This window comes from Streptomyces canus (assembly GCF_030816965.1).
GTDB lineage: Bacteria > Actinomycetota > Actinomycetes > Streptomycetales > Streptomycetaceae > Streptomyces > Streptomyces canus_E.
The window spans coordinates 9,527,348-9,546,878 of sequence record NZ_JAUSYQ010000002.1 but is presented as its reverse complement, the minus strand read 5'-3'; the positions used below and the strand labels follow the sequence as shown (position 1 = coordinate 9,546,878).

Below are 19,531 nucleotides of genomic sequence, written 5' to 3'. Positions count from 1 at the left end.
ATCGGACCTTCATGAGGGGGCACAAGGCGCCGTACGCGCGCGTGCGTGAAATCTCCGGGAGTGTGGAGACATGACGAACAGGTTCCTGGGTGGGCGGCGGGCGGCTCTGCTCGCGAGTCCGGTCGCGATGGTCGGTCTGCTGGCGGGCTGCGGCAGCGGCGACGACACGGCGAGCGCCCCGCGCACGGAGTCCGGCACGGCGGCGCCCGCGACCGGCACCACGACACCGTCCGACGGCACCAGCAGCGCGCCGAGCGGCGTGCCGACCGACGCGGTGAGCAACTCCCTCACCCCGTCCGCACCGCAGTCCCCGGCCGGCGGAACCCGCTGCCACACCTCCGAACTGAGCGCCTCCGTCGGCCGCAACAACCCGGGCGCCGGGCAGGAGAACTTCCCGGTCGTCCTGACGAACGAGTCGAGCCGCACCTGCACCCTGTACGGCTATCCGGGCACCGCCTTCGTCGACGCGTCGGGCAAGCAGCTGGGACCGGACCCGAAGCGTTCCTCCGCCGAGCCCGAGACCGTGAAGCTGGCGCCGGGCCAGAGCGCCTGGGCCGGATTGTCCTTCGCGAACCCCGAGGTCAGCGGGGCGGGAACGGCCACCCCTGCCGCCCTGGTGGTGACCCCGCCGGACGAGGAGGACCCGCTGAAGGTGGCGTGGACGTCCGGGGAGGTCCCGGTGTCCGGCAACGAGTCGTCGGTGCGGCTGATCCCCTTCAGTCCCGGTACCGGGGCCTGAGCGGGCGCGGGTCGCGTTCGGGGCGCTGACCGGGTTCTTACCCCGGCCTGATTTCATGACCGGGCACGATCTGCTCGCGTCCCGAAGGATTCGCCCTGAACACCCCGCTCGCCGAAGCCCTGTCCGTCGCACTGCTCGTCGCCGTACTCGTGTGGGCGGTCCTGCGCCCCTTCGGCCGGCCGGAAGCCGTGGTCGCGGTCCCGGCGGCGGGGCTCGCGGTAGTGACCGGGGCGATCTCCCCGGAGCACGCCTGGGCGGAGGCGGAGCGGCTGGGGCCGGTGGTCGGGTTCCTGGCAGCGGTTCTGGTGCTCGCCCACTTCTGTGACGTGGAGGGGCTGTTCCAGGCCTGCGGGGCCTGGTTGGCCCGGCGGGCGGCGGGCTCGCCCGGGCGGCTGCTGACCGGTGTGTTCGGGCTGGCGTCGGCGATCACTGCGGTGCTCAGCCTGGACGCCACCGTGGTGCTGCTGACGCCGGTGGTGCTGGTCACCGCCTCCCGGATGGGGGCCCGCGCGAAGCCGCACGTCTACGCGTGCGCACATCTGTCGAACACGGCCTCGCTGCTGCTGCCGGTGTCGAACCTCACCAACCTGCTGGCGTTCGAGGCGAGCGGGGTGAGCTTCACCCGGTTCGCGCTGCTGATGGCGCTGCCCTGGCTGGCGGCGATCGCCGTCGAGTACGCGGTCTTCCGGCGCTTCTTCGCAACCGACCTCACCGTCGTCGACCACTCCCCCGAGCCCTCCGAGGAGCCCGCGCTCCCGCTGTTCGCGCTGGTCACGGTCGGCTGCACGCTGGCCGGGTTCGTGGTGGCCTCCGCGTTCGGCGTCGATCCCGCCTGGGTCGCCTGCGCGGGCGCGCTCGTACTGGCGGGCCGCGCTCTCGTCCGGAGGAAGGCCACCCCGGTCACGGTGGTGCGGGCGGCGGCACCGGCCTTCCTGGCGTTCGTGCTCGCGCTCGGCGTCGTCGTGCGCGCGGTCGTCGACAACGGGCTCGCCGACGCCCTGCACCACGTCCTGCCCCACGGGACGGGAATCGTCGCGCTGCTCGGGATCGCCGCGCTGGCCGCCGTACTGGCGAACCTGATCAACAACCTGCCCGCGGTCCTGGTCCTGCTGCCGCTCACCGCCGCGGCCGGTCCCGGCGCGGTCCTCGCGGTGCTGCTCGGGGTGAACATCGGCCCGAACCTCACCTACGCCGGGTCCCTTGCCACGCTGCTGTGGCGGCGCATCCTGCACCGGGACGACCACGCGGTGGAGCTCGGGGAGTTCACCCGGCTCGGGCTGCTGACCGTGCCGACCGCGCTCGCCGCCGCGGTGGTGGCCCTGTGGGGCTCGCTGCAGTTCGTCGGAGCCTGAGCGGGGTCAGCGCCCGCCTCCGTAGCCACCGCCCCCGTACCCGTAGCCACCGCCGTAGCCATAGCCATAGCCGCCGCCGTATCCGTAGCCGCCGCCATAGCCGCCGGGCTGGCCGCCCCCGTAGCAGTAGTACGGGTTGGTGGAGCAGTTGGCGCCCGGGTACGGGCTGCTCGACGGTGTCGGCGTGGCCGTCGGTGCGGCGGACGCCGTCGGGGTCGGTGTGGGCGTCCTGGAGGGCGCGGGGGCGGACTTCGGGGTCGGCGTAGGGCTGCTGTCCGCGTCCCAGTTGACCGCTTCCATCTGAGGGTCGGTCTTCGAGGTGTCGAAGACCCAGCGCTGGGCGGGGCCGTCGTCCCGGTTCTTCAGGACCAGCGCGCCGGACCCGTCGGTGGCGGCCGGGGTCAGCGCCAGGTCCTGGTCCCAGCGCGGTACGAGCGTGCCCTGGAGGGTGAAGTCATAGCGGACGTTCTTGGCGTCGGGCGAGGTGGCACCCGTGCAGGCCGCGAGGCGCACCGAGAAGCCGAGGTGGGAGTCCAGGCACAGGTCGGGGTCGGCGGCGCTGCGCAGCAGTCCGTCCGTTTCGTACGTCCACTGCTGGCCCTCGGCCGCGGAGCACTCGGCGAGCTCGGTCTCGACGCCCTGGGCGATGTTCTTGCCGACGACGCCGACGCACAGCCCGGACTCGACGTTGTGCAGGCGTCCGCGCAGGTCGCCTTGGCGCGCCTCGCTCGCGCCGGCCCGGGACGGGTCGGTGGTCGAGGAGGCCGCGTCGGAGCCGGGCGCCTCGGAGGGGGCGGCGTCGGCCGGGCCGCTGCCGTCCGAGTGGAACGAGGACCACATGACCAGGGGGAGGACGACGAGCCCGCTCACCGTCAGGACGGCCGCGGTGAGGTTGCGGCGGGAGGACTTGCGGGCGGAGTGACGGGAGGCGGAGCGCGCACGGGCGCGGGGGCCGGGGGCGGTGGGCGGCGGACCCGTGGGGGCGGGGCCCTGGGCCGGGGCGGCGGGCGGCATCGGAACGCCGAAGGCCTCACCCGCGAACGGTCCGCTCGGCGCGTGCCGTTGCGCTTCCTGTGCGGCTTCCGGGTCGTCGACGCTCATCCGTGATTCCACGTAGGCGGCGGCGCCCCAGCCGAGCACGGCCTCGGCGAGGGCGAGGCCGAGCTGCCCGTTGAACTGGTGCAGCTGGTCGGCGGTGTGCATGCAGTGCCGGCACCGCTGCAGGTGCTCGCGCAGATCGGGGTCGAGCTCGGCACCGCCGCGCCGGTACGTCACGTCGAGCAGCCGCAGATAGTGCCGGCACTCCTGCTCGGGGGCGAGTTCGCGGTGTACCTGGAGGCACTCCTCGCGCAGCCGCTCGCGGGCCCGGCGGAGTTCGACGCCGGCGTCCTCCTCGTCCAGGCCGAGGAGGGCTGCGGGGACGCCGAGCGGCTCGGCCTCGACCTCGGTGTGCCACAGCAGACAGCGGGCCGACTGCTGCAGCCGCTGGAAGGCACCGGACAGCAGACGCCGCTCGGCGGGAGGCAGCAGGCGGGCCGCGGCTCTGTCGCCGCCCGCCTCGGTTCTCAGCGCGGGGTGGAGCATCTCCCGTCGGCCGTCGGAGTCCCATTCGGCCGCGATCCGGCGGACGGTGACCAGCAGATGGGGCCGCCAGGCGGCGGTCGGACCCGTGTGGCGCAGAGATTCGCCGAACAGGCGCGTGAACGCGGCCGTGGTGAGCATGCCCGCGGGACGGGGACCGTCGGTGCACAGCCGCGCGTACGCGAAGGCGGCTTCCCAGTGCCGGTCGAGGAGTTCACCGACGGGCTGCAGGGCCGGCGTCGTGCCGCTCCACTTCTTGAGCTCGGCGCTCAGCTGCTCGTCCGTGACGTCGTACGGGCGAACCGGAGACGGGTAATTCGACAGGCCTGCGTCGTTCACGGCGGCATTTCCTCCCGAGGGCATGCTGCGTTGCATAAAGTCCATACCAATGGGTACGTCCGCCTGGGACAGCTCTTTTGAAGCGTGAAGGGCGTACGGAGGGGTCGAGAACGCACAGGGGGAAAATGTATTGTCCGTGCGCCGACAACGCACACCTTTGCACAGGTCAGCGAGGCGTAACAAGAGATCTCGCGGTTTTGTGCATAGCGTTGAGCCTGTGGAGGTTTGACCATTCGTCAAGCCCGGCGCCTGGGGATTGCCGCACTTTTTGGCCACGGTAATTGGAAACGGGATTCATTTGGTGCGCCACCTCATCCGCACCAACCATTGAACCGCCACTACACACCGCGTCCGGATTACCCCGCGAGGTCACGTCCCAACCATTGGCCCGGTGGTCCGGTAGGTCCCGGGCGGAGTCCCGTAGCGGGCACGGAAGACCCGGTTGAAGTGGAAGGGGCTGGCGAAACCGGAAGCGGCGGCGACGCGTTCCACGTACAGATCGGTGCTCTCCAGCAGTCGGGCGGCATGGTGGAGGCGCGCCTCGCGCAACTCCCGCATCGGTGACCGGCCCAGCTGCCGGGAGAAGAGGTGGGCGAACCGGGAGGGCGACAGCGACACTTCGGCGGCGAGCGACCGCACGGTGTGCGGGGCGCCGGGATCGGCCGCGATCAGCTCCTGGGCGCGCCGCACCCGGGGATCGACGCCGGTCCCGGCCCGGGTCCCGCGCGCGGTGCCGGCGCTGAGCAGGACGACCTCCTCCAGCGCGCACAGGGCGAGTTCGCGGGCGGTGGTGCCGTGGGCCACGGCGACGGCGACCCGGTCGTCGGCCGATGCGGACGCGGGCGCGGCGGTCTCGGGCGGGGTGCCGGTGCCGGTCCAGCGGGCGTCGGCGAGCATCCGGTGGAAGGCCGCCTCGATGCGGGCGCGCGGGCCGTCGCCCGCGGGGTCCGGGGTGACGATGTACAGGCCGTCGCCCCTGCCGTGCGGCCCCAGCCAGGCGGTCCAGGACGGTCTGGCTCCGCAGTGGGCCCACCAGAACTCCCAGTGGTCGGCGCCCTGTTGGACGCCGTAGCGGTGCGGGATGCCGGGGGCGAGCACCACCAGGTCCCCGGGACCCGCGCCGGTCTCGGTCCGTCCCTGGCGCAGGGTGCCCCGCCCGCCCACCGTCCAGGTGAGCAGCCAGCTGTCGGCGCCCCGCGGTCGCTGGACGGCGTAGCCCGGGAGTTCGTCGTAGCGGCCGACGACCACGAGGCCCGGTGGCGGACCGGGGTCGCCGTGGGCGGCAGTCTCGGGCAATCCGTCGGCGGTCACGGGCATCCTCCTCGGGCGGGCTGCGGCCTAGCGTGACGAGTGGAACACATCGCACCAGGGAGGGGACGCATGACAGTCACAGGCATCGAGACAGGGGTCCGGCAGTTCCAGGAGGACGGCTTCATGGTCGTTCGCGGGCTGTTCGCACGCGACGAGATCGACCGGCTGTGCGGCGCGTTCACGGCACTGCACGCCGGCGGGCCGGTGCCAGGGCATTTCGAGCCGAGTGCGCCGGGCGAGTCGACGGATCCGCTGCGGAGGTATCCGCGGGTGATGCAGCCGCACGAGATCGACGGCCTCGCGCTGCGCTTCCTGCTGGACGCCCGGCTGCGGGAGGTGCTGGAGACGCTGCTCGGGGAGGAGGTGCTGGCCGCGCAGAGCATGTTCTACTTCAAGCCGCCGGGGGCGCGGGGGCAGGCACTGCACCAGGACAACTTCTATCTGCGGGTCGAACCGGGCACCTGCGTCGCGGCCTGGGTGGCCTGCGATGTGATCGACCGGGACAACGGAGGGCTGGAGGTCGTCCCGGGTACGCACCGGATGGACCTGTTCTGCCCGGAACTCGCGGACTCCGAGGTGTCGTTCGCGCGGGAGTACGTGGCACCGCCGCCGGGGCTCGCCGCGGTTCCCGTCGACATGGCGCCGGGGGATGTTCTGTTCTTCAACGGGAGCCTGGTGCACGGCTCGCAGCCGAACCGCACGGCCGACCGGTTCCGTCGGTCGTTCATCGGGCACTACGTGGGGGCTTCCACCGAGCGGATCGGGCACTACTACCGGACGTTGTCGATGAGCGGTGCGCGGGTGCCGTTGCCGGAGAGCGAGGGGGCGGGGCCGTGCGGCACGGAGTTCGCACCGCACGGACCGCACTAGTCAGCTGTGGCCGACGATCGGACGGGTCGTGTACGGCTCCTCCAGCTCCTCGATCTCCTTCTCGCTGAGCTCCAGTTCGACCGCTGCCACGGCGTCCTCGATGTGGTGCTGCTTGCCCGCTCCCACGATCGGGGCAGCCACCGTGTCCTGGGCCAGGAGCCAGGCCAGGGCCACCTGGGCGCGTGGGACGCCCCGGTCGCCGGCGATGCGGGTGACGGCCTCGACGATGGTGCGGTCGCCCTCCTGGTAGAGGCGGCTGCCGAAGTTGTCGGTGGAGCTGCGGTCGGTGACCGTGCCCCAGTCCCGGGTCAGGCGGCCACGGGCCAGCGGGCTCCACGGCAGGGCGCTGACGCCCTGGTCGGCGCAGAGCGGGAGCATCTCGCGCTCCTCCTCGCGGTAGAGGAGGTTGTAGTGGTTCTGCATGGACACGAACTTGGTCCAGCCGTGCCGCTCGGCCGTGTACTGCATCTTGGAGAACTGCCAGGCGTACATCGAACTGGCCCCGAGGTAGCGCACCTTGCCCGCCTTCACCAGGTCGTGCAGCGCCTCCATGGTCTCCTCGACCGGGGTGTGGGGGTCGAAGCGGTGGATCTGGTACAGGTCGACGTAGTCGGTGCCGAGGCGCCGCAGGCTGTGGTCGATCTCCGTCATGATCGCCTTGCGGGAGAGCCCGGAGGCGTTCTGCCCGGAGCGCATCCGGCCGTGCACCTTGGTCGCGAGCACGATCTCGTCGCGGTTCGCGAAGTCGGCGAGAGCCTTGCCGACGATCTCCTCGCTGGTGCCGTCGGAGTAGACGTTCGCGGTGTCGAAGAAGGTGATCCCGGCGTCCAGTGCCTGCCGTATCAGGGGCCGGGACGCCTCCTCGTCGAGGGTCCACTCGTGCACGCCGCGGTCCGGCAGGCCGTAGGACATGCAGCCCAGACAGATCCGCGAGACGTCCAGGCCCGTCGAACCGAGCTTCACGTACTGCATCGTTGCTGCTCCTGACGTCGAGAGAGGTCCGAAGTGGAGCGTACGACTTCGCGCTTCAGCATCTTCCCGGCTCGACCAGATCCAGCGCCCGTTCCCATCCGAACTCCTCGCCCTCGGCGCCCTGGTAGGGGTGTCCGAAGCGCACGCCCATCCCCCGCAGCCGGATCAGGCTGTCCTGGTAGGCGGGGTGACCGGCGAGGTCGTCGGAGACACAGGTCAGGACGCCGATCGGGACGCCCCGGCCGGCCACCTCGCACAGCGTGCCCACCGCGAGGGTGTCGGCGATACCGGCCGCCCACTTGTTGATCGTGTTGAAGGTGGCCGGGGCCACCACGACCGCGTCCGGGTCCGGGAAGGGCCGCGGGTCCCCCGGCCGACGCCACGCGGAGCGGATCGGGTGGCCGGTGGCCGCCTCGACGGCCGCCGTGTCGAAGAAGCCGTCCATGGCGGTGGGCGTGGCGATGACGCCGACCTGCCACTCCCGCTCCTGCGCGGCGGTGATCAGTTTGCCGACGTCCGCCGCGATACCGGCGGCGCACACGACGACGTACAAGAAGCGCGGTATCTCGTCCTGTTCGGTCACGCCGGAACCCTACTGAAGCGGGAAGGACAGCCCCCGCTCGGTCTCGGGGCGCGGTCCGTGGATCCGGCGCTCCTTCTCCTCGATCGGCACGTCGTTGATGCTCGCCTCGCGCCGGGTCATCAGCCCGTGCTCGTCGAACTCCCACAGCTCGTTGCCGTACGACCGCCACCACTGCCCCTCGGTGTCCTGGCACTCGTACTGGAAGCGGACCGCGATGCGGTTGCCGTCGTGGGCCCACAGGTCCTTGCGCAGCGCGTACTCCCGCTCGCGTGCCCACTTCGCGGTGAGGAACTCGACGATCTCGGCGCGCCCGGTGACGAACGTCCCGCGGTTGCGCCACACGGAGTCCTCGGAGTAGGCGAGTGCCACCCGCTGCGGATCGCGGGTGTTCCACGCGTCCTCGGCGGCCTGCACCTTCTGGGCGGCGCTCTCGCGGGTGAAGGGCGGCAGCGGTGGGCGGTCGGTCATGTCGTCCTCCATGGGCGAAGCGGTCGGGAAAGGAGAGAACGTGCGTTCTCCCGGCTGCCTGCTACCGTAGGAGAACGATCGTTCTCACGTCAAGGAGTGGCCGTCCATGGACAGCGCAGTGGCCCGCGAGCGCGTGCTGGACGCCGCCGAGGAGCTGTTCTACGGGCGCGGCATCCAGTCCGTCGGCATGGACGACATACGGGGCGCGTCCGGTGTCTCCCTCAAGCGGCTCTACCAGCTGTTCCCGGCGAAGGAGCAGCTGGTGGAGGCCTATCTGGAGCGACGGGACGGACGGTGGCGGGGGCGGCTGGCCGAGTTCGTGGAACTCCGGCCGGCCCCTGAGGAACGAATCCTCGCGGTCTTCGACTGGCTGGAGGAGTGGTTCGGCGAGGAGGGCTTCCGCGGGTGCGCGTGGATCAACTCGTACGGCGAACTGGGCGCGACCTCCGACCGGGTGGCGGCCCAGGTCCGGGCTCACAAGAAGGCGTTCGGGGACTACCTCGCCTCACTCGTGGCCGCCGCGGGGCGACCCGCGGCGCTGGCCGGGCCGCTCTTCCTGCTCGCCGAGGGGGCCATGGTGACCGCGGGCATCACGCGGAGCACGCGGCCCGCGGCGCAGGCCCGGGAGGCGGCCCGGACGCTGCTGGAGCCGCGCTGAGGTCAGGCGGCGGCGAGTGCTGTCACCTGCGCGCGGGCCCGGTTGAGGGAGTCCGTCGCGAGATCCTTCAGACCCGCCAGGTGCGGCAGCAGACCTGCCAGGGTGAGTTCGGCTGCCACGACATGCAGGTGCCGTACGCCGAGCTCGCCGAAGTAGGCCTTGAGGTAAGGCGTCTGGAAGTCGTACGGCTCCCGCGGTGTGCCGGGGCCGTATCCGCCGCCGCGTGCCATGGCCACGACCACACGGGTGTCCCGCAGCTGGCTCTCGCCGGTGTCGGGATCGGCGTACGCGCCGGGGAAGGTCACGCGGTCGATCCAGGCCTTCAGGGACGCGGGGATCGAGAAGTTGTACATCGGGACGCCGAGCAACACCGTGTCCGCGGCGAGCAGTTCGTCGATCAGGGGCAGGGTGTGGGCCCATTCCCGTTCCTCGGCGGCGTTCTCGACGAGCGCGGGCACCTTGTCGGGCGGGACGAAACCCTCACGTTCCACTCGGCGGCCGAGGGCGGCGTACGCCGGGCCGAGCGCGGGGACCGGATCGGCGCACAGGTCCCGGTGGCGGTAGGGGGCCGCGCTGTTGCGGGCCCGCCACGTCGTCGCGAACAGGCCGGTCAGGTACCTGCTGACGGAGTCCTCGGCCGTGTCGGCGCTGGAGTCGATGTGCAGGAGGGTCATATCGGTCACCTCGGTGCTCTGGGGAACGTCAGTGGGGTGACGGGGCACGACGGAGAAAGGTGACCGATGGACGGGCACGACGGGCCGGCACGGCGGTTCCAGGCCGATCGCGGGCGGCTGCGGGCGCTGGCACACCGCATGCTGGGCTCCCTCGACGAGGCGGAGGACGCCGTGCAGGAGGCGTGGCTGCGGCTGGAAAGGGCCGGCGGCGACGGCATCGACAACCTCTCCGGCTGGCTGACGACCGTGGTCTCCCGGATCTGCCTGGACATGCTGCGCTCGCGGGCGACGCGGCGCGAGGAACCGTACGGCCAGGAGGTACCGGAACGGGCCGGTTCCGGCTCACCCGGCTCGCCCGAGTCCCCCGCCTCTCCCGCTTCCCCCGAGGACGAGGCCGTGCTCGCCGATTCGGTGGGGCTCGCCCTGCTGGTGGTGCTCGACCGGCTGGGCCCGGCCGAGCGGTCCCGGTTCGCGGCCGTCGCCCTGGTCGGCGGAGACGTCGGCCTCGTCGTCGCCCCGCGCGGGCGGCTGCTGTTCGCGCTCACCGTCACGGTCGAGGGCGGGCGGATCGCTTCGTACGACGTCGTCGCCGAGCCGGCCCGGCTGCGGCGGGTCGAGCTGGGGGTTGGTAACTGCTCGCCAAGGAGTACGTACGAGGTCGAGTTAGCTCGATCGGGTGATCGCCTGCTGGCGGGCTTGCGGAGTCCTGGGCCGATCGGGCTAACGTGGTCGTGCGACCTGGGACACCGGGTACGGCGTCAGCGTACGGGGCCCCTGCTCCACCAGAGGATGGTCCAGGGCCTCCCCGCCGCCCCTGGCCGTACCTGTTTGGCCAGGTCGCACAGGGAACTGGCCTCCCGGGCCCGGACCACGCACAGGATGCGTGTCGCCGCCCCGGGGTCGAGTACGCCGGGGACCAGCTCGCCCAAGACCGTTCGGGGCGCGCGGCTGAACGGACTCACTCCCGCTCAGTCCACAGGAACGGTGCTCGACCCGCCTGGCCGGTTCAGTTCACCGTCTCCGACACGGTGATGGCGGCGACGGGGCATGCCCGGGCGGCCTCCCGGACCATGGGGTCGCCGCCGCCCGCCTCCCGGCCGGGCAGGAGCGTGCTGAAGCCGTCGTCGTCCTGGGTGAAGACGCCCGGTGCGGCCAGGGCGCACTGGCCCGCCCCGATGCAGGCGTCCTTGTCGATGTCGATGTCCATGTGCATCGTCGGAGCCTCTTACCAGGTCACGGGGAGTTCCAGCATCCCCTGGATCGTGTCGCCGGGTTTGAAGGGGATCTCGTCGGCGGGGGCGGCGAGGCGGAGAGTGGGCAGCCGGTCGAAGAGGGTGCGCAGGGCGATCTCCAGCTCGGCGCGGGCGAGGTTCTGGCCGAGGCACTGGTGGATGCCGAAGCCGAACGCGATGTGGTGGCGGGCGGGGCGGTGCCAGTCCAGGGTGTCCGGGTCGGTGTAGACGTCCTCGTCGCGGTTGACGACCGAGGTCGAGAAGACGACTCCCTCCCCCGCCCGGATCGTCGCCCCGGCCACCTCGATGTCCTCCAGGGCCATCCGCAGCAGTCCGTCGGCGATCGACAGCATGCGCATCAGTTCCTCGACCGCGTTCGGGATCAGCGCGGGGTCGGTGCGCAACTCGGCCAGCCGGTCGGGGTGTTGGAGGAGGGTGTAGGTGCCGAGCGAGATCATGTTGGCGGTCGTCTCGTGACCGGCGACCAGCAGGATGATCGCCAGCGCGATCAGTTCCTCGCGGGTCAGCTCCCCGTCCCGCAGCTGCCGGTGGACGAGTTCGTCCAGTACGCCGTCGCCCGGTTCCGGCTGTTTCTGTTTGCGGTCGATCAACTCGTCGAAGTACTGCTCCAGTTGATCGCGGGCGTCCATGACGTCCTCAGCCGCGGGCCCGCGCAGCAGCCGCCGGGACTGCCCTTCGAAGAAGTCGTGGTCGGTGTAGGGCACGCCGAGCAGGGCGCAGATCACGGTCGACGGGACGGGCAGCGCGAAGGCGCTCACCAGCTCGGCGGGAGGTCCGTGGGCGATCATCGCGTCGATGCGTTCGTCGACGATCCGCTGGATGCGGGGACGCAGTTCGGTGGCCCGCCGGAGCGTGAAACTGGGGACCATCATGCGTCGCTGGACACGGTGCTCCGGGTCGTCGACGCCCAGCAGCGCCGTCCTCCGGTTCTTGATCGCCGCGAAGCGTGCCGTGGGCGCGGGGAAACCGTCGCGGGTGCGGTCGGTGGACAGCCGGGGGTCGGCGAGCAGGGCGCGGGCGGTGTCGTGTCCGGTGACCAGCCAGGCCGGACGGCCGTCGAACAGGGTGATCCGGGACAGCGGGCGGGCGGCACGCAGGGGTTCGTAGCCGGCGGGTGGGTGGTAGGGGCAGGTCCGGTCCTGGGGGAAGGCGACAGGTTCCGTTTCCGTCATGGAAGACCTCGCAGACGAAGGGTGCGTCGTGCAGATCTTCATTAGATGCTCGGGGCATCTATAGGGCGACGAGAAGTTCGGCCAGATCGGTGGCGGAGGCAATCTGGCCGGAGATCGACGCCGTCGGGTGGCCCCGGGTGTACCACCACGTGCGTGGGGATGATTCCCGTTCAGGACGGTGTTTCAGTTGACTGCGAGAACCCCGTACCAGACGACGAGGAGACGGAAACCATGCCTCTTGAGGGCGAGTACGAGCCCAGCCCGACCCAGTGGGTGCGTGAGCAGGTGGAGCTGTACGAGAGCTCCGGCGGCACCAAGGGGAACACGCTCATGGACACGGGGATGCCGGTCATCGTGCTGACCACCCGGGGCGTGAAGAGCGGCAGCATCCGCAAGACCCCCCTGATGCGTGTCGAGCACGACGGGCGTTACGCGGTGGTCGCCTCGCTGGGCGGCGCGCCCAAGCACCCGGTCTGGTACCACAACGTCAAGGCCCACCCGCATGTCGAGCTCCAGGACGGCCCGGTCAAGCGGGACTTCACGGCCCGCGAGGTCACCGGCGCGGAGAAGGACGAGTGGTGGGAGCGGGCCGTCGCCGCGTACCCGCCGTACGCCGACTACCAGAAGAAGACGGACCGGGTGATCCCGGTCTTCGTTCTGGAGCCCGCCGAAGAGAACTGAGCGACCTTCAGGAAAATCTTCCGTCGAAGACGCATGAACCGGTTTCGGCCGGGCACCCGTGCGTCAGGCCCCGCCGCGTTCCCCCGTCGCGGCGGGGCTTTCTCGTGCCTCCTCGGCCGGCCGGTCGGTCACGTCGAGGAAGATCTGGTCCGCCTCGGACACGGTCCGGGCGACGGACCGCTTGATGCGTACGGCGACCTCCTCGACCCGTTCGCTGTCCAGGCCCGGCACCAGGTCCACACGGGCGGCCACCAGGACCGAGTCCAGCCCCATCTTCATGGTGAACAGCGCCTCCACGCTGTCGATCTCGGGCTGTGCGTCCAGCAGGGCCCTGATCCGGGCGCTGGCCTCCGGGTCGGCGGCCTCACCGATCAGCTGTCCCTTGGCCTCGCGTCCGAGCCGGTAGGCCACGTAGACGAGCAGCACACCGATGGCCAGTGAGGCGGACGCCTCCCACACGACCTGCCCGGTGACCATGTGCAGCACCATTCCGGCCATGGCGAGGGTCACGCCGAGCACCGCCGTGCCGTCCTCGGCGACGACCGTACGCAGGGCGGGGTCGCGCATGCCCTGGGCGGCCCCGCCCTGCCGGTGCACCTGGTGCAGTGCCCGCACGAGCGAGATCCCCTCGGCGATGAAGGCCACGCCCAGCACGATCAGGCCGGCCACATAGCCGCTGAGCTTTTCCTCGGCGCCGTTGCGAAGCGCCTCGATGCCCTGGAAGACGGAGAAGCAGCCGCCCATCACGAAGATCCCGACGGCGGCGATCAGCGACCAGAAGAACCGCTCCTTGCCGTAACCGAAGGGATGTCGCCGGTCGGCGGGACGACGGCTGCGGCGCAGCGCGGCCAGCAGGAAGACCTCGTTGAGGCTGTCCGCGACGGAGTGCGCCGCCTCCGACAGCAGCGCGGGAGAGCCCGCGAGGAGGCCGCCGACGGCCTTGGCGACCGCGATCACCAGGTTCGCCGCGAGCGCCACCAGCACGGTGACGCGTGTTTTCCGGTCCGCTGTGTTGTTCGTCGATGTCCCGCTCACCTTCGCCGACTGCCCGGCTCCCCGGCACTCACACCGTGCCGACTGCCGAAAACGGGGAACGCGTCCACAGGAAAGGCGTACTACGGGAGGAAGCATGGGCAGCCCCGACGACGGCAACAGCTCGTACGGCCAGAAGGCGTTCAAGCGGTCCAAGAGCCATTTCGCGGACCGGGTCACAGCCGACGGCCGGGACGGCTGGCCGGTGGAGGCCGGCCGCTACCGGCTGGTGGTCAGCCGTGCCTGTCCCTGGGCGAGCCGGGCGGTGATCTCGCGACGGCTGCTCGGACTGGAGGACGCGCTGTCGATGGCGATCGCCGATCCGATCCAGGACGACCGCAGCTGGCGTTTCACCCTGGACCCGGACGATCGCGACCCGGTGCTCGGCATCGGCTACCTCAGCGAGGCCTACGACCGGCGGGAGAGCGACTATCCGGGCGGGGTGAGCGTGCCCGCGCTCGTGGACGTGCCCAGCGGGAAGCTCGTCACCAACGACTACCAGCAGCTCACCCTGGACCTGGCCACCGAGTGGACGGCCCTGCACCGTCAGGGCGCGCCCGATCTGTATCCGCGGGCGTTGCGCGACGAGATCGACACGGTGATGGCGGAGGTGTACGAGGACGTCAACAACGGTGTGTACCGGGCGGGTTTCGCCACCGGCCAGGAGGAGTACGAGGAGGCGTGCGCGGGCGTGTTCCGCCGGCTCGACCTGCTGACCCTGCGCCTGGCCCGGCAGCGGTATCTCGTCGGGGACACCATCACGGAGGCGGACATCCGGCTGTTCACCACGCTGGTGCGTTTCGACGCCGTCTACCACGGTCACTTCAAGTGCAACCGCTGGAAGTTGACGGAGAACAAGGTGCTGTGGGCGTACGTCCGCGACCTCTACCAGACGCCGGGCTTCGGCGACACCGTCGACTTCGACCACATCAAACGGCACTACTACCAGGTGCACACCGGCATCAACCCGACCGGCATCGTGCCGCTCGGGCCGGACCTGGCGGGCTGGCTGACACCGCATCACCGTGAGGAGCTCGGCGGCCGTCCGTTCGGCGACGGGTCCCCGCCGGGGCCGCCTCCCCCGCAGGAGCTGGTTCCGGCACAGGGACGGCCCTGATCGCCCCCCCGATCAACGACTCACTCGACCTAGGAGACCCCATGGCCAAGAAGAAGAAGCTGCCCCTCGCCTACCAGCCCCTCGGATTCGTCCTCGGCTGGTCGAGCGGTTGGCTCGCGGGACTCGCGTTCCGCAAGACCTGGATGGCGATCCGTCACGAGGAGGACGCGCCCGACGCCCTGGACCGGGACCGCGGCTGGGGGGAGATCCTCCTGGCGGCCGCCATCCAGGGCGCCATCTTCGCCGCGGTGCGCAGTGCAGTGGACCGCACGGGCGCAAAGGCCATCGAGCGGTCCACCGGCACCTGGCCGGCCTCCGAGAAGGGCGGCCGGGACTGACTCAGCCCTGTTTGGGCGCGGTCGGTGTGACCATGCGCAGGGTGAAGGAGTGGCCGGCGGGGTCGGCGTAGCCGCGTTCCTCGTACGGCCCCGAGGGGTCCTTCGTCTCCAGTGGGCGCCCGCCGAGCTCCACCACCTTGCGCTCCGTCGCGTCCAGGTCGTCCACGACGAAGTCGATGTGGGCCTGGAGGGAGTTCTCGGGACGGGGCCAGCTCGGCGGTGTCGCGTTCACGTCGCGGCGGAACCCGAGCCGGAAGCCGTCCGCGCCCCTGATCTCCACGCGGTTGGCGGTCGCGTCCGTCTCCTCGGCGCCCAGCAGCTCCTTGTAGAACACGGCGAGCTTCTCGGGCTCGGCACAGTCGAGCACGACGACCCCCGCTTTCACCAGTGCCATGTCTCCTCCGAAGGGTTCGGCCACGGGGTGTTGGCGCCCCGCGGCCTTGTACCTTGCGGATATCCCGGCACGGCCGATTCAGTCGGCGACCAGCCACTGTCCCTCCGACATCAGCTCACGCCCCATGAGCTCATCGGCCTCCCGCCAGGCCTGCACCCGCTGCGGGTGGACCCTGAAGTACAGGTAGGGCGTGGTGAGTCGGCGGGGGTCGAAGCCGGTTCGTGCGGCGAACCGGTCCCCCTCCTCGCCGGTCAGTTCGGCCTGGGTGACGGTGTCGACGGTGCCCTCGATCATCACGACGTCCCGGGTGGGCCCGAGGCCGAGGCGCACCCTGCCGGTCGCCTTCAGGTTACGGCCGGTGGGGCTGTTGGCCGGGGTGGCCAGGAGGATGGTGGAGCCGTCCCAGAGGAACGAGAGCGGGACGAGATACGGCACCCCCGAGCTGTCGTCCGGAGCGGTGGCGACCCAGACGTCCTCGTCGTGTTCCAGTCGGTTCAGGGTGTCCTGCTTACGCTGCTCGGCGGAGCGTGCGGGCTGTGCGGCCATCGGCGGGCGTCCTCCTGCTGGATCATCGGCTGAGGGCATCAGTCTGGCCGTTCCCACCGGATTCCACCTTCGCGTTTCCGCCGAGGTCGTACCGCAACGTGACGGCCTGGGCCCCGAACCCCTGGCGCTCGTAGAAGCGGATCGCGTCCGGGTTGGCCGAGTAGGCGCTGACCTCCGCCTGCGCGGCCCCCTCGGCCCCGGCCCAGGCCAGGAACTCCTCCACCAACCGCCCGCCCACCCGCGAACGCCGATGGGCCGGGCGGACGTACAGGCTGTTCAGAGTCGCCGACTTGACGGGCCGCACGGGCGAAGGTTCGGTCAGGGATCCCGTCAGGTGTCCGACCACCTCACCGTCGTGAACCACCACCAGGACGAGCCGCGCCGGGTCCGCGAGGGCCTGCGTGTACGACGCGGCCCCGTGCTCGCGCGGCCAGTCGATGTTGACGCTCGCATCCCTGGTTCCGGCGTCCTCGGCGAACAGACCCGCGCTGGAGGCGACCAGGCCCGGGATGTCGTCGGGACGGGCGCGGCGGACGGTCAGGTTGTGATCGGTCATGGCGCGCACGCTAGCGGTCGGCACTGACAGAGGACTTCCAGGACAGCTGTCCAGTTATAGTGGACACACGTCCAAGAAGTAGGGGAAGCTGATGGAGATCCTGGCCAATGTGCTGGTCGCCCTGGTGACGGCGCTGCACGTCTACATCCTGGTGATGGAGATGTTCCTGTGGCAGAAGAAACCGGGGATGTCCTTTCACGGCTTCGACCGGGAGATGGCCCGGGCCACCGCCGCCCTGGCCGGCAACCAGGGGCTGTACAACGGGTTCCTCGCGGCGGGACTCGTGTGGGGGCTCGTGGCGGGGGATCCGACCGGGTTCCGGGCGCAGGTCTTCTTCCTGGTGTGCGTGATCGTCGCGGGTGTGTACGGCGCCGTCACCGCCAACGTCCGGATCCTCGCCGCTCAGGCGCTGCCCGGCGCACTCGCCCTGGCCGCCGTGCTCGTAGCGCAGTGACCCGCGCCGCACCCGAGGACCCGCGGGCGGCCCGCACCCGGGCGCGGCTGCGGGAGGCGCTGCTCGCGGAGTGCGCCGAACGGCCGCTGGAGGAGGTCGGCGTGGCTGCGCTGGTGCGGCGGGCCGGGGTCGGGCGGGCGACCTTCTACGTGCACTACGACGGCCTGGAGGCGCTCGCCGTCGACGCCTGCGCGGACGTCGTACGGGACGCCGTGGAGGCGCTGCACGCCTGGCGCGGGCGGCCGGATCCGGTGCACGCGCCGCCCGCGCTCGCGGAGTTCTTCGGCTCGCTCACCCCGCACACCGCCCTGTACCGGTCCCTGCTCGCACCGGGCGGCGGCGGCCCCCTCGGCAGGGTCCTGCACCGGGACCTGAGGGCCTACAGCCTTCGGGAGCGCGAGCTCGCGGGCGCGGCGGACGCTCCCCTGGTCGCCTCCGCGGTCGCCGCCACCTTCGCCGGCGTACTGGCCGACTGGCTGCACGGCCTGCTCGACGCCACCGCGGCCGACATCGCCGACCAGGTCTGGCAGTTGCTGGTCGCGCTGCACGCGAGCCGGTGAGGCCGGATCACATGCAGGCCAGGTGTTCCTTGAGCTGGGGCCAGGCCTCCACGCCGTCAGCTGTGCGGACGTACGCCGTGCGTCGGTCGTCGGTCAGCCACAACTGCCGGTCCTCGTACCGGTATCCGGTGTCGTGGGCGCCGGCCGGCATGCCGGCCGAGCCGTCGTAGGCCGTGGTGAGCGTGCCGGAGTCGAGCAGGCCCTCGGGGTCGCGGGCGTACATCCGTTCCCCGAGGTCCAGGAAGTGCACCTCACCCCAGCCGCAGTGGTCGTCTCCGGGACCGCTGCTCACCTCGGTGGTGGGCACCCGCTCGCCCACGCGGCCGGTCCAGATCTCGTAGCCGTGGGAGTCGGTCCAGTCGGCCGGGAGTTCGGAAGGATCGCAGGACGCGCTGGTCTCCGGGCCCCAACCGGGCCTGTCCTGCTGGTCCTTGGCGACCACGACCGCCACTTTGGTCCGCCCGTCGACGTCGTAGGAGTACAGCACGCGGTCCGTCTCCCGGCGCTCGACGCGGTAGCCGGATCGGGGGTCGCCCGGGTCGAACAGGCCGAAGTACAGCTTCAGTCCTTCCTCCGGGCTGTCCCCGCCGTCGTCCCTGCTCCAGCCGTCGGGGCCGTTGCCGTTGTAGATCTCCCCGGCGCACTCCAGGGCTCGGCCCGCGGCCCCGGAGGCAAGCCGCAGCGCCTGCGGGGTGTGCTCGTCCAGTTCCTTCGTGGGGACATTCAGTGGTCCGTCATAGGGCGCGCTCGGCACCGTACCGTCGACGACCACGTCGTCCCCGGAGTCACACCCCACGACCACCATGACCAGCACCGCACCCAGCACCGCCGTCAGCCCTTTGCGCATCCCGGCCCCCGTTGCTCCGCCTGCTCTCATGATCCTTCGACGCCGCGGGGCACCGGAACGTTCAGCGCGCCGCCGTCTGGAACGTGCGACGGTACACCTGCGGTGACACCCCGATCGCCGCGTGCAGGTGCTGTCGCAGGGACGCGCCCGTGGCGAACCCGACGCGGCCGGCGATCTGGTCGACAGCCAGGTCGCTGGACTCCAGGAGGTGCCGGGCCCAGGCGACGCGCTGCTGGATGAGCCAGCGGCCGGGGCTCATGCCCACCTCGTCGTTGAAGCGGCGGGCGAAGGTGCGCAGGCTCATCCGGGCGTGGGCGGCGAGGTCGGCCAGGGTCAGGGACTCGTCGAGGCGCTCCAGCGCCCAGGCGCGGGTCCCGGCGGTACTCGCGGCGCCCTGTTCCGGGACCGGCTGCTCGATGTACTGGGCCTGGCCGCCGTCCCGGAACGGCGGGACCACACAGCGGCGCGCGACGGCGTTGGCGAGTTCGCTGCCGTGGTCCTTGCGGACGAGGTGCAGGCAGACGTCCACGCCGGAGGCGGCTCCGGCCGAGGTGAGGATGCGGCCGTCGTCGACGAAGAGCACGTCGGGGTCGAGGTCGATGTGCGGGAACATGCTCCGGAAGCGGCCGGCGAGCTGCCAGTGGGTGGTCGCCCGGCGGCCGTCCAGGAGACCGGCCGCGGCGAGGACGAAGGCGCCGGTGCAGATGGAGACGATCCGGGCGTCGGGCCGGACGTACGCGAGGGCCTCGCGCACCTCCTCCGGGAGCTCGGCGGGCATCCGCTCCGGCGAGACGGGGGTGATCACCACGGTGTCGGCGGTGGCCAGGATCCCCGGCCCGTGCTCGACGCCGATGGTGAAGTCGGCGTTGCTGCGCACCGATCGACCGTCGACCGAACAGGTCAGCACGTCGTACCGGCCGTCGGCGGCGCCGAGGATCCGGCTGGGGATGCCCAGCTCGAAGGGGTAGACGCCGTCCAGGGCCAGCACCGGACGACCATGAGCACTTTGAATCCTCCCCCAGCTGAAGCAGGGG

The 19,531-nt window shown here is 71.3% G+C and carries 24 protein-coding genes; 10 read left to right on the top strand and 14 right to left on the bottom strand.

Translation table 11 applies throughout. The features are described 5' to 3' along the window. The first annotated feature begins 70 nt into the window (after window positions 1–70). Complete coding sequence (locus QF027_RS44600; protein WP_306973162.1) at window positions 71–739, top strand: DUF4232 domain-containing protein; 669 nt, start codon at window positions 71–73, stop codon at window positions 737–739. A 95-nt stretch (window positions 740–834) separates the two neighbouring features. Next, window positions 835–2,091: an SLC13 family permease gene (locus QF027_RS44595; protein WP_306986437.1), complete on the top strand. Its 1,257-nt coding sequence runs from the start codon at window positions 835–837 to the stop codon at window positions 2,089–2,091. Window positions 2,092–2,097: 6 nt separating this feature from the next. On the opposite strand, the gene QF027_RS44590 is transcribed toward QF027_RS44595, so the two are convergent. After that, the gene (locus QF027_RS44590; protein WP_307081201.1) at window positions 2,098–4,011 is read right to left on the bottom strand and encodes an RICIN domain-containing protein; all 1,914 of its coding nucleotides are present in this window, start codon (window positions 4,009–4,011) and stop codon (window positions 2,098–2,100) included. A 369-nt stretch (window positions 4,012–4,380) separates the two neighbouring features. After that, window positions 4,381–5,328 carry a helix-turn-helix domain-containing protein gene (locus tag QF027_RS44585; RefSeq protein ID WP_307081199.1) on the bottom strand — a complete coding sequence of 316 codons (948 nt, stop codon included), beginning with the start codon at window positions 5,326–5,328 and terminating at the stop codon, window positions 4,381–4,383. Between the two features lie 63 nt (window positions 5,329–5,391). Here QF027_RS44585 and QF027_RS44580 point away from each other — a divergent pair, with 63 nt between their 5' ends. Further along, window positions 5,392–6,192, top strand: coding sequence for a phytanoyl-CoA dioxygenase family protein (locus tag QF027_RS44580; RefSeq protein WP_307081197.1), 801 nt, complete (start codon window positions 5,392–5,394; stop codon window positions 6,190–6,192). Here the strand turns inward: QF027_RS44580 and QF027_RS44575 are convergent, their stop codons facing one another. Genes QF027_RS44575 through QF027_RS44565 form a run of 3 tightly spaced genes read right to left on the bottom strand, consistent with a single transcriptional unit; the run spans window position 6,193 to window position 8,215 of the window. After that, on the bottom strand, window positions 6,193–7,164 hold the full coding sequence (locus QF027_RS44575) for an aldo/keto reductase (protein WP_307081195.1): 972 nt from the start codon (window positions 7,162–7,164) through the stop codon (window positions 6,193–6,195). It abuts the gene before it with no gap. A gap of 55 nt (window positions 7,165–7,219) precedes the next feature. Further along, window positions 7,220–7,747 (bottom strand): flavoprotein, encoded by a 528-nt coding sequence (locus tag QF027_RS44570; RefSeq protein WP_307081193.1) that lies wholly within the window; start codon window positions 7,745–7,747, stop codon window positions 7,220–7,222. Between the two features lie 9 nt (window positions 7,748–7,756). Beyond that, window positions 7,757–8,215 (bottom strand): nuclear transport factor 2 family protein, encoded by a 459-nt coding sequence (locus QF027_RS44565; protein ID WP_306973168.1) that lies wholly within the window; start codon window positions 8,213–8,215, stop codon window positions 7,757–7,759. A gap of 106 nt (window positions 8,216–8,321) precedes the next feature. On the opposite strand from QF027_RS44565, the gene QF027_RS44560 reads away from it, so the two are divergent. Continuing rightward, entirely contained in the window at window positions 8,322–8,873 is a 552-nt protein-coding gene (locus QF027_RS44560) for a TetR/AcrR family transcriptional regulator (protein WP_307081191.1), read from the top strand. A gap of 2 nt (window positions 8,874–8,875) precedes the next feature. Here QF027_RS44560 and QF027_RS44555 read toward each other — a convergent pair whose 3' ends face one another. Further along, a complete protein-coding gene (locus QF027_RS44555; RefSeq protein ID WP_307081189.1) occupies window positions 8,876–9,547 on the bottom strand; it encodes an FMN-dependent NADH-azoreductase in 672 nt (223 codons plus the stop codon). A gap of 66 nt (window positions 9,548–9,613) precedes the next feature. On the opposite strand from QF027_RS44555, the gene QF027_RS44550 reads away from it, so the two are divergent. Then, window positions 9,614–10,579: a sigma factor gene (locus QF027_RS44550; RefSeq protein ID WP_307081187.1), complete on the top strand. Its 966-nt coding sequence runs from the start codon at window positions 9,614–9,616 to the stop codon at window positions 10,577–10,579. Here QF027_RS44550 and QF027_RS44545 read toward each other — a convergent pair. Both QF027_RS44545 and QF027_RS44540 read right to left on the bottom strand, forming a co-directional pair. Then, complete coding sequence (locus QF027_RS44545) at window positions 10,554–10,754, bottom strand: ferredoxin (protein ID WP_307082709.1); 201 nt, start codon at window positions 10,752–10,754, stop codon at window positions 10,554–10,556. The genes QF027_RS44550 and QF027_RS44545 overlap by 26 nt on opposite strands. 18 nt (window positions 10,755–10,772) lie before the next feature. Next, the gene (locus QF027_RS44540; RefSeq protein ID WP_306973172.1) at window positions 10,773–11,972 is read right to left on the bottom strand and encodes a cytochrome P450; all 1,200 of its coding nucleotides are present in this window, start codon (window positions 11,970–11,972) and stop codon (window positions 10,773–10,775) included. Between the two features lie 231 nt (window positions 11,973–12,203). Here QF027_RS44540 and QF027_RS44535 point away from each other — a divergent pair, with 231 nt between their 5' ends. After that, window positions 12,204–12,653 (top strand): nitroreductase family deazaflavin-dependent oxidoreductase, encoded by a 450-nt coding sequence (locus QF027_RS44535; RefSeq protein WP_306973173.1) that lies wholly within the window; start codon window positions 12,204–12,206, stop codon window positions 12,651–12,653. A gap of 63 nt (window positions 12,654–12,716) precedes the next feature. On the opposite strand, the gene QF027_RS44530 is transcribed toward QF027_RS44535, so the two are convergent. Further along, window positions 12,717–13,688, bottom strand: coding sequence for a cation diffusion facilitator family transporter (locus QF027_RS44530; RefSeq protein ID WP_306973174.1), 972 nt, complete (start codon window positions 13,686–13,688; stop codon window positions 12,717–12,719). A 94-nt stretch (window positions 13,689–13,782) separates the two neighbouring features. Here QF027_RS44530 and QF027_RS44525 point away from each other — a divergent pair, with 94 nt between their 5' ends. Both QF027_RS44525 and QF027_RS44520 read left to right on the top strand, forming a co-directional pair. Continuing rightward, window positions 13,783–14,802 (top strand): glutathione S-transferase family protein, encoded by a 1,020-nt coding sequence (locus QF027_RS44525; protein ID WP_307081186.1) that lies wholly within the window; start codon window positions 13,783–13,785, stop codon window positions 14,800–14,802. A gap of 41 nt (window positions 14,803–14,843) precedes the next feature. Beyond that, window positions 14,844–15,140: a DUF4235 domain-containing protein gene (locus QF027_RS44520; protein ID WP_266511975.1), complete on the top strand. Its 297-nt coding sequence runs from the start codon at window positions 14,844–14,846 to the stop codon at window positions 15,138–15,140. 1 nt (window position 15,141) lies between these two features. Here QF027_RS44520 and QF027_RS44515 read toward each other — a convergent pair whose 3' ends face one another. The 3 genes from QF027_RS44515 to QF027_RS44505 form a co-directional block, all read right to left on the bottom strand. After that, a complete protein-coding gene (locus tag QF027_RS44515) occupies window positions 15,142–15,534 on the bottom strand; it encodes a VOC family protein (protein WP_306973176.1) in 393 nt (130 codons plus the stop codon). Between the two features lie 78 nt (window positions 15,535–15,612). Continuing rightward, window positions 15,613–16,080, bottom strand: a complete 468-nt coding sequence (locus tag QF027_RS44510; RefSeq protein ID WP_307081184.1) for a pyridoxamine 5'-phosphate oxidase family protein — start codon at window positions 16,078–16,080, stop codon at window positions 15,613–15,615. A 22-nt stretch (window positions 16,081–16,102) separates the two neighbouring features. After that, window positions 16,103–16,636 carry a GNAT family N-acetyltransferase gene (locus QF027_RS44505; RefSeq protein WP_307081183.1) on the bottom strand — a complete coding sequence of 178 codons (534 nt, stop codon included), beginning with the start codon at window positions 16,634–16,636 and terminating at the stop codon, window positions 16,103–16,105. A 91-nt stretch (window positions 16,637–16,727) separates the two neighbouring features. On the opposite strand from QF027_RS44505, the gene QF027_RS44500 reads away from it, so the two are divergent. Together QF027_RS44500 and QF027_RS44495 are read left to right on the top strand one after the other, a co-directional pair. Further along, the gene (locus QF027_RS44500) at window positions 16,728–17,090 is read left to right on the top strand and encodes a DUF1304 domain-containing protein (protein ID WP_307081181.1); all 363 of its coding nucleotides are present in this window, start codon (window positions 16,728–16,730) and stop codon (window positions 17,088–17,090) included. Further along, the gene (locus QF027_RS44495; protein WP_266511964.1) at window positions 17,087–17,650 is read left to right on the top strand and encodes a TetR/AcrR family transcriptional regulator; all 564 of its coding nucleotides are present in this window, start codon (window positions 17,087–17,089) and stop codon (window positions 17,648–17,650) included. The genes QF027_RS44500 and QF027_RS44495 overlap by 4 nt, the downstream gene beginning before the upstream one ends. Before the next feature lie 7 nt (window positions 17,651–17,657). On the opposite strand, the gene QF027_RS44490 is transcribed toward QF027_RS44495, so the two are convergent. Then, complete coding sequence (locus QF027_RS44490; protein ID WP_307081179.1) at window positions 17,658–18,497, bottom strand: hypothetical protein; 840 nt, start codon at window positions 18,495–18,497, stop codon at window positions 17,658–17,660. Between the two features lie 61 nt (window positions 18,498–18,558). After that, a complete protein-coding gene (locus tag QF027_RS44485; protein WP_307081177.1) occupies window positions 18,559–19,485 on the bottom strand; it encodes a GlxA family transcriptional regulator in 927 nt (308 codons plus the stop codon). Between the last annotated feature and the right edge of the window lie 46 nt (window positions 19,486–19,531).

Bases quoted from the DNA above. Each gene is read 5' to 3' on its own strand.
- QF027_RS44555 (WP_307081189.1), bottom strand. From the start codon at position 9,547: ATGACCCTCCTGCACATCGACTCCAGCGCCGACACGGCCGAGGACTCC.
- QF027_RS44515 (WP_306973176.1), bottom strand. From the start codon at position 15,534: ATGGCACTGGTGAAAGCGGGGGTCGTCGTGCTCGACTGTGCCGAGCCC.
- QF027_RS44580 (WP_307081197.1), top strand. From the start codon at position 5,392: ATGACAGTCACAGGCATCGAGACAGGGGTCCGGCAGTTCCAGGAGGAC.
- QF027_RS44540 (WP_306973172.1), bottom strand. From the start codon at position 11,972: ATGACGGAAACGGAACCTGTCGCCTTCCCCCAGGACCGGACCTGCCCC.
- QF027_RS44490 (WP_307081179.1), bottom strand. From the start codon at position 18,497: ATGCGCAAAGGGCTGACGGCGGTGCTGGGTGCGGTGCTGGTCATGGTG.
- QF027_RS44550 (WP_307081187.1), top strand. From the start codon at position 9,614: ATGGACGGGCACGACGGGCCGGCACGGCGGTTCCAGGCCGATCGCGGG.
- QF027_RS44525 (WP_307081186.1), top strand. From the start codon at position 13,783: ATGGGCAGCCCCGACGACGGCAACAGCTCGTACGGCCAGAAGGCGTTC.
- QF027_RS44500 (WP_307081181.1), top strand. From the start codon at position 16,728: ATGGAGATCCTGGCCAATGTGCTGGTCGCCCTGGTGACGGCGCTGCAC.
- QF027_RS44510 (WP_307081184.1), bottom strand. From the start codon at position 16,080: ATGGCCGCACAGCCCGCACGCTCCGCCGAGCAGCGTAAGCAGGACACC.
- QF027_RS44585 (WP_307081199.1), bottom strand. From the start codon at position 5,328: ATGCCCGTGACCGCCGACGGATTGCCCGAGACTGCCGCCCACGGCGAC.
- QF027_RS44575 (WP_307081195.1), bottom strand. From the start codon at position 7,164: ATGCAGTACGTGAAGCTCGGTTCGACGGGCCTGGACGTCTCGCGGATC.
- QF027_RS44565 (WP_306973168.1), bottom strand. From the start codon at position 8,215: ATGACCGACCGCCCACCGCTGCCGCCCTTCACCCGCGAGAGCGCCGCC.
- QF027_RS44535 (WP_306973173.1), top strand. From the start codon at position 12,204: ATGCCTCTTGAGGGCGAGTACGAGCCCAGCCCGACCCAGTGGGTGCGT.
- QF027_RS44600 (WP_306973162.1), top strand. From the start codon at position 71: ATGACGAACAGGTTCCTGGGTGGGCGGCGGGCGGCTCTGCTCGCGAGT.
- QF027_RS44545 (WP_307082709.1), bottom strand. From the start codon at position 10,754: ATGGACATCGACATCGACAAGGACGCCTGCATCGGGGCGGGCCAGTGC.
- QF027_RS44520 (WP_266511975.1), top strand. From the start codon at position 14,844: ATGGCCAAGAAGAAGAAGCTGCCCCTCGCCTACCAGCCCCTCGGATTC.
- QF027_RS44560 (WP_307081191.1), top strand. From the start codon at position 8,322: ATGGACAGCGCAGTGGCCCGCGAGCGCGTGCTGGACGCCGCCGAGGAG.
- QF027_RS44505 (WP_307081183.1), bottom strand. From the start codon at position 16,636: ATGACCGATCACAACCTGACCGTCCGCCGCGCCCGTCCCGACGACATC.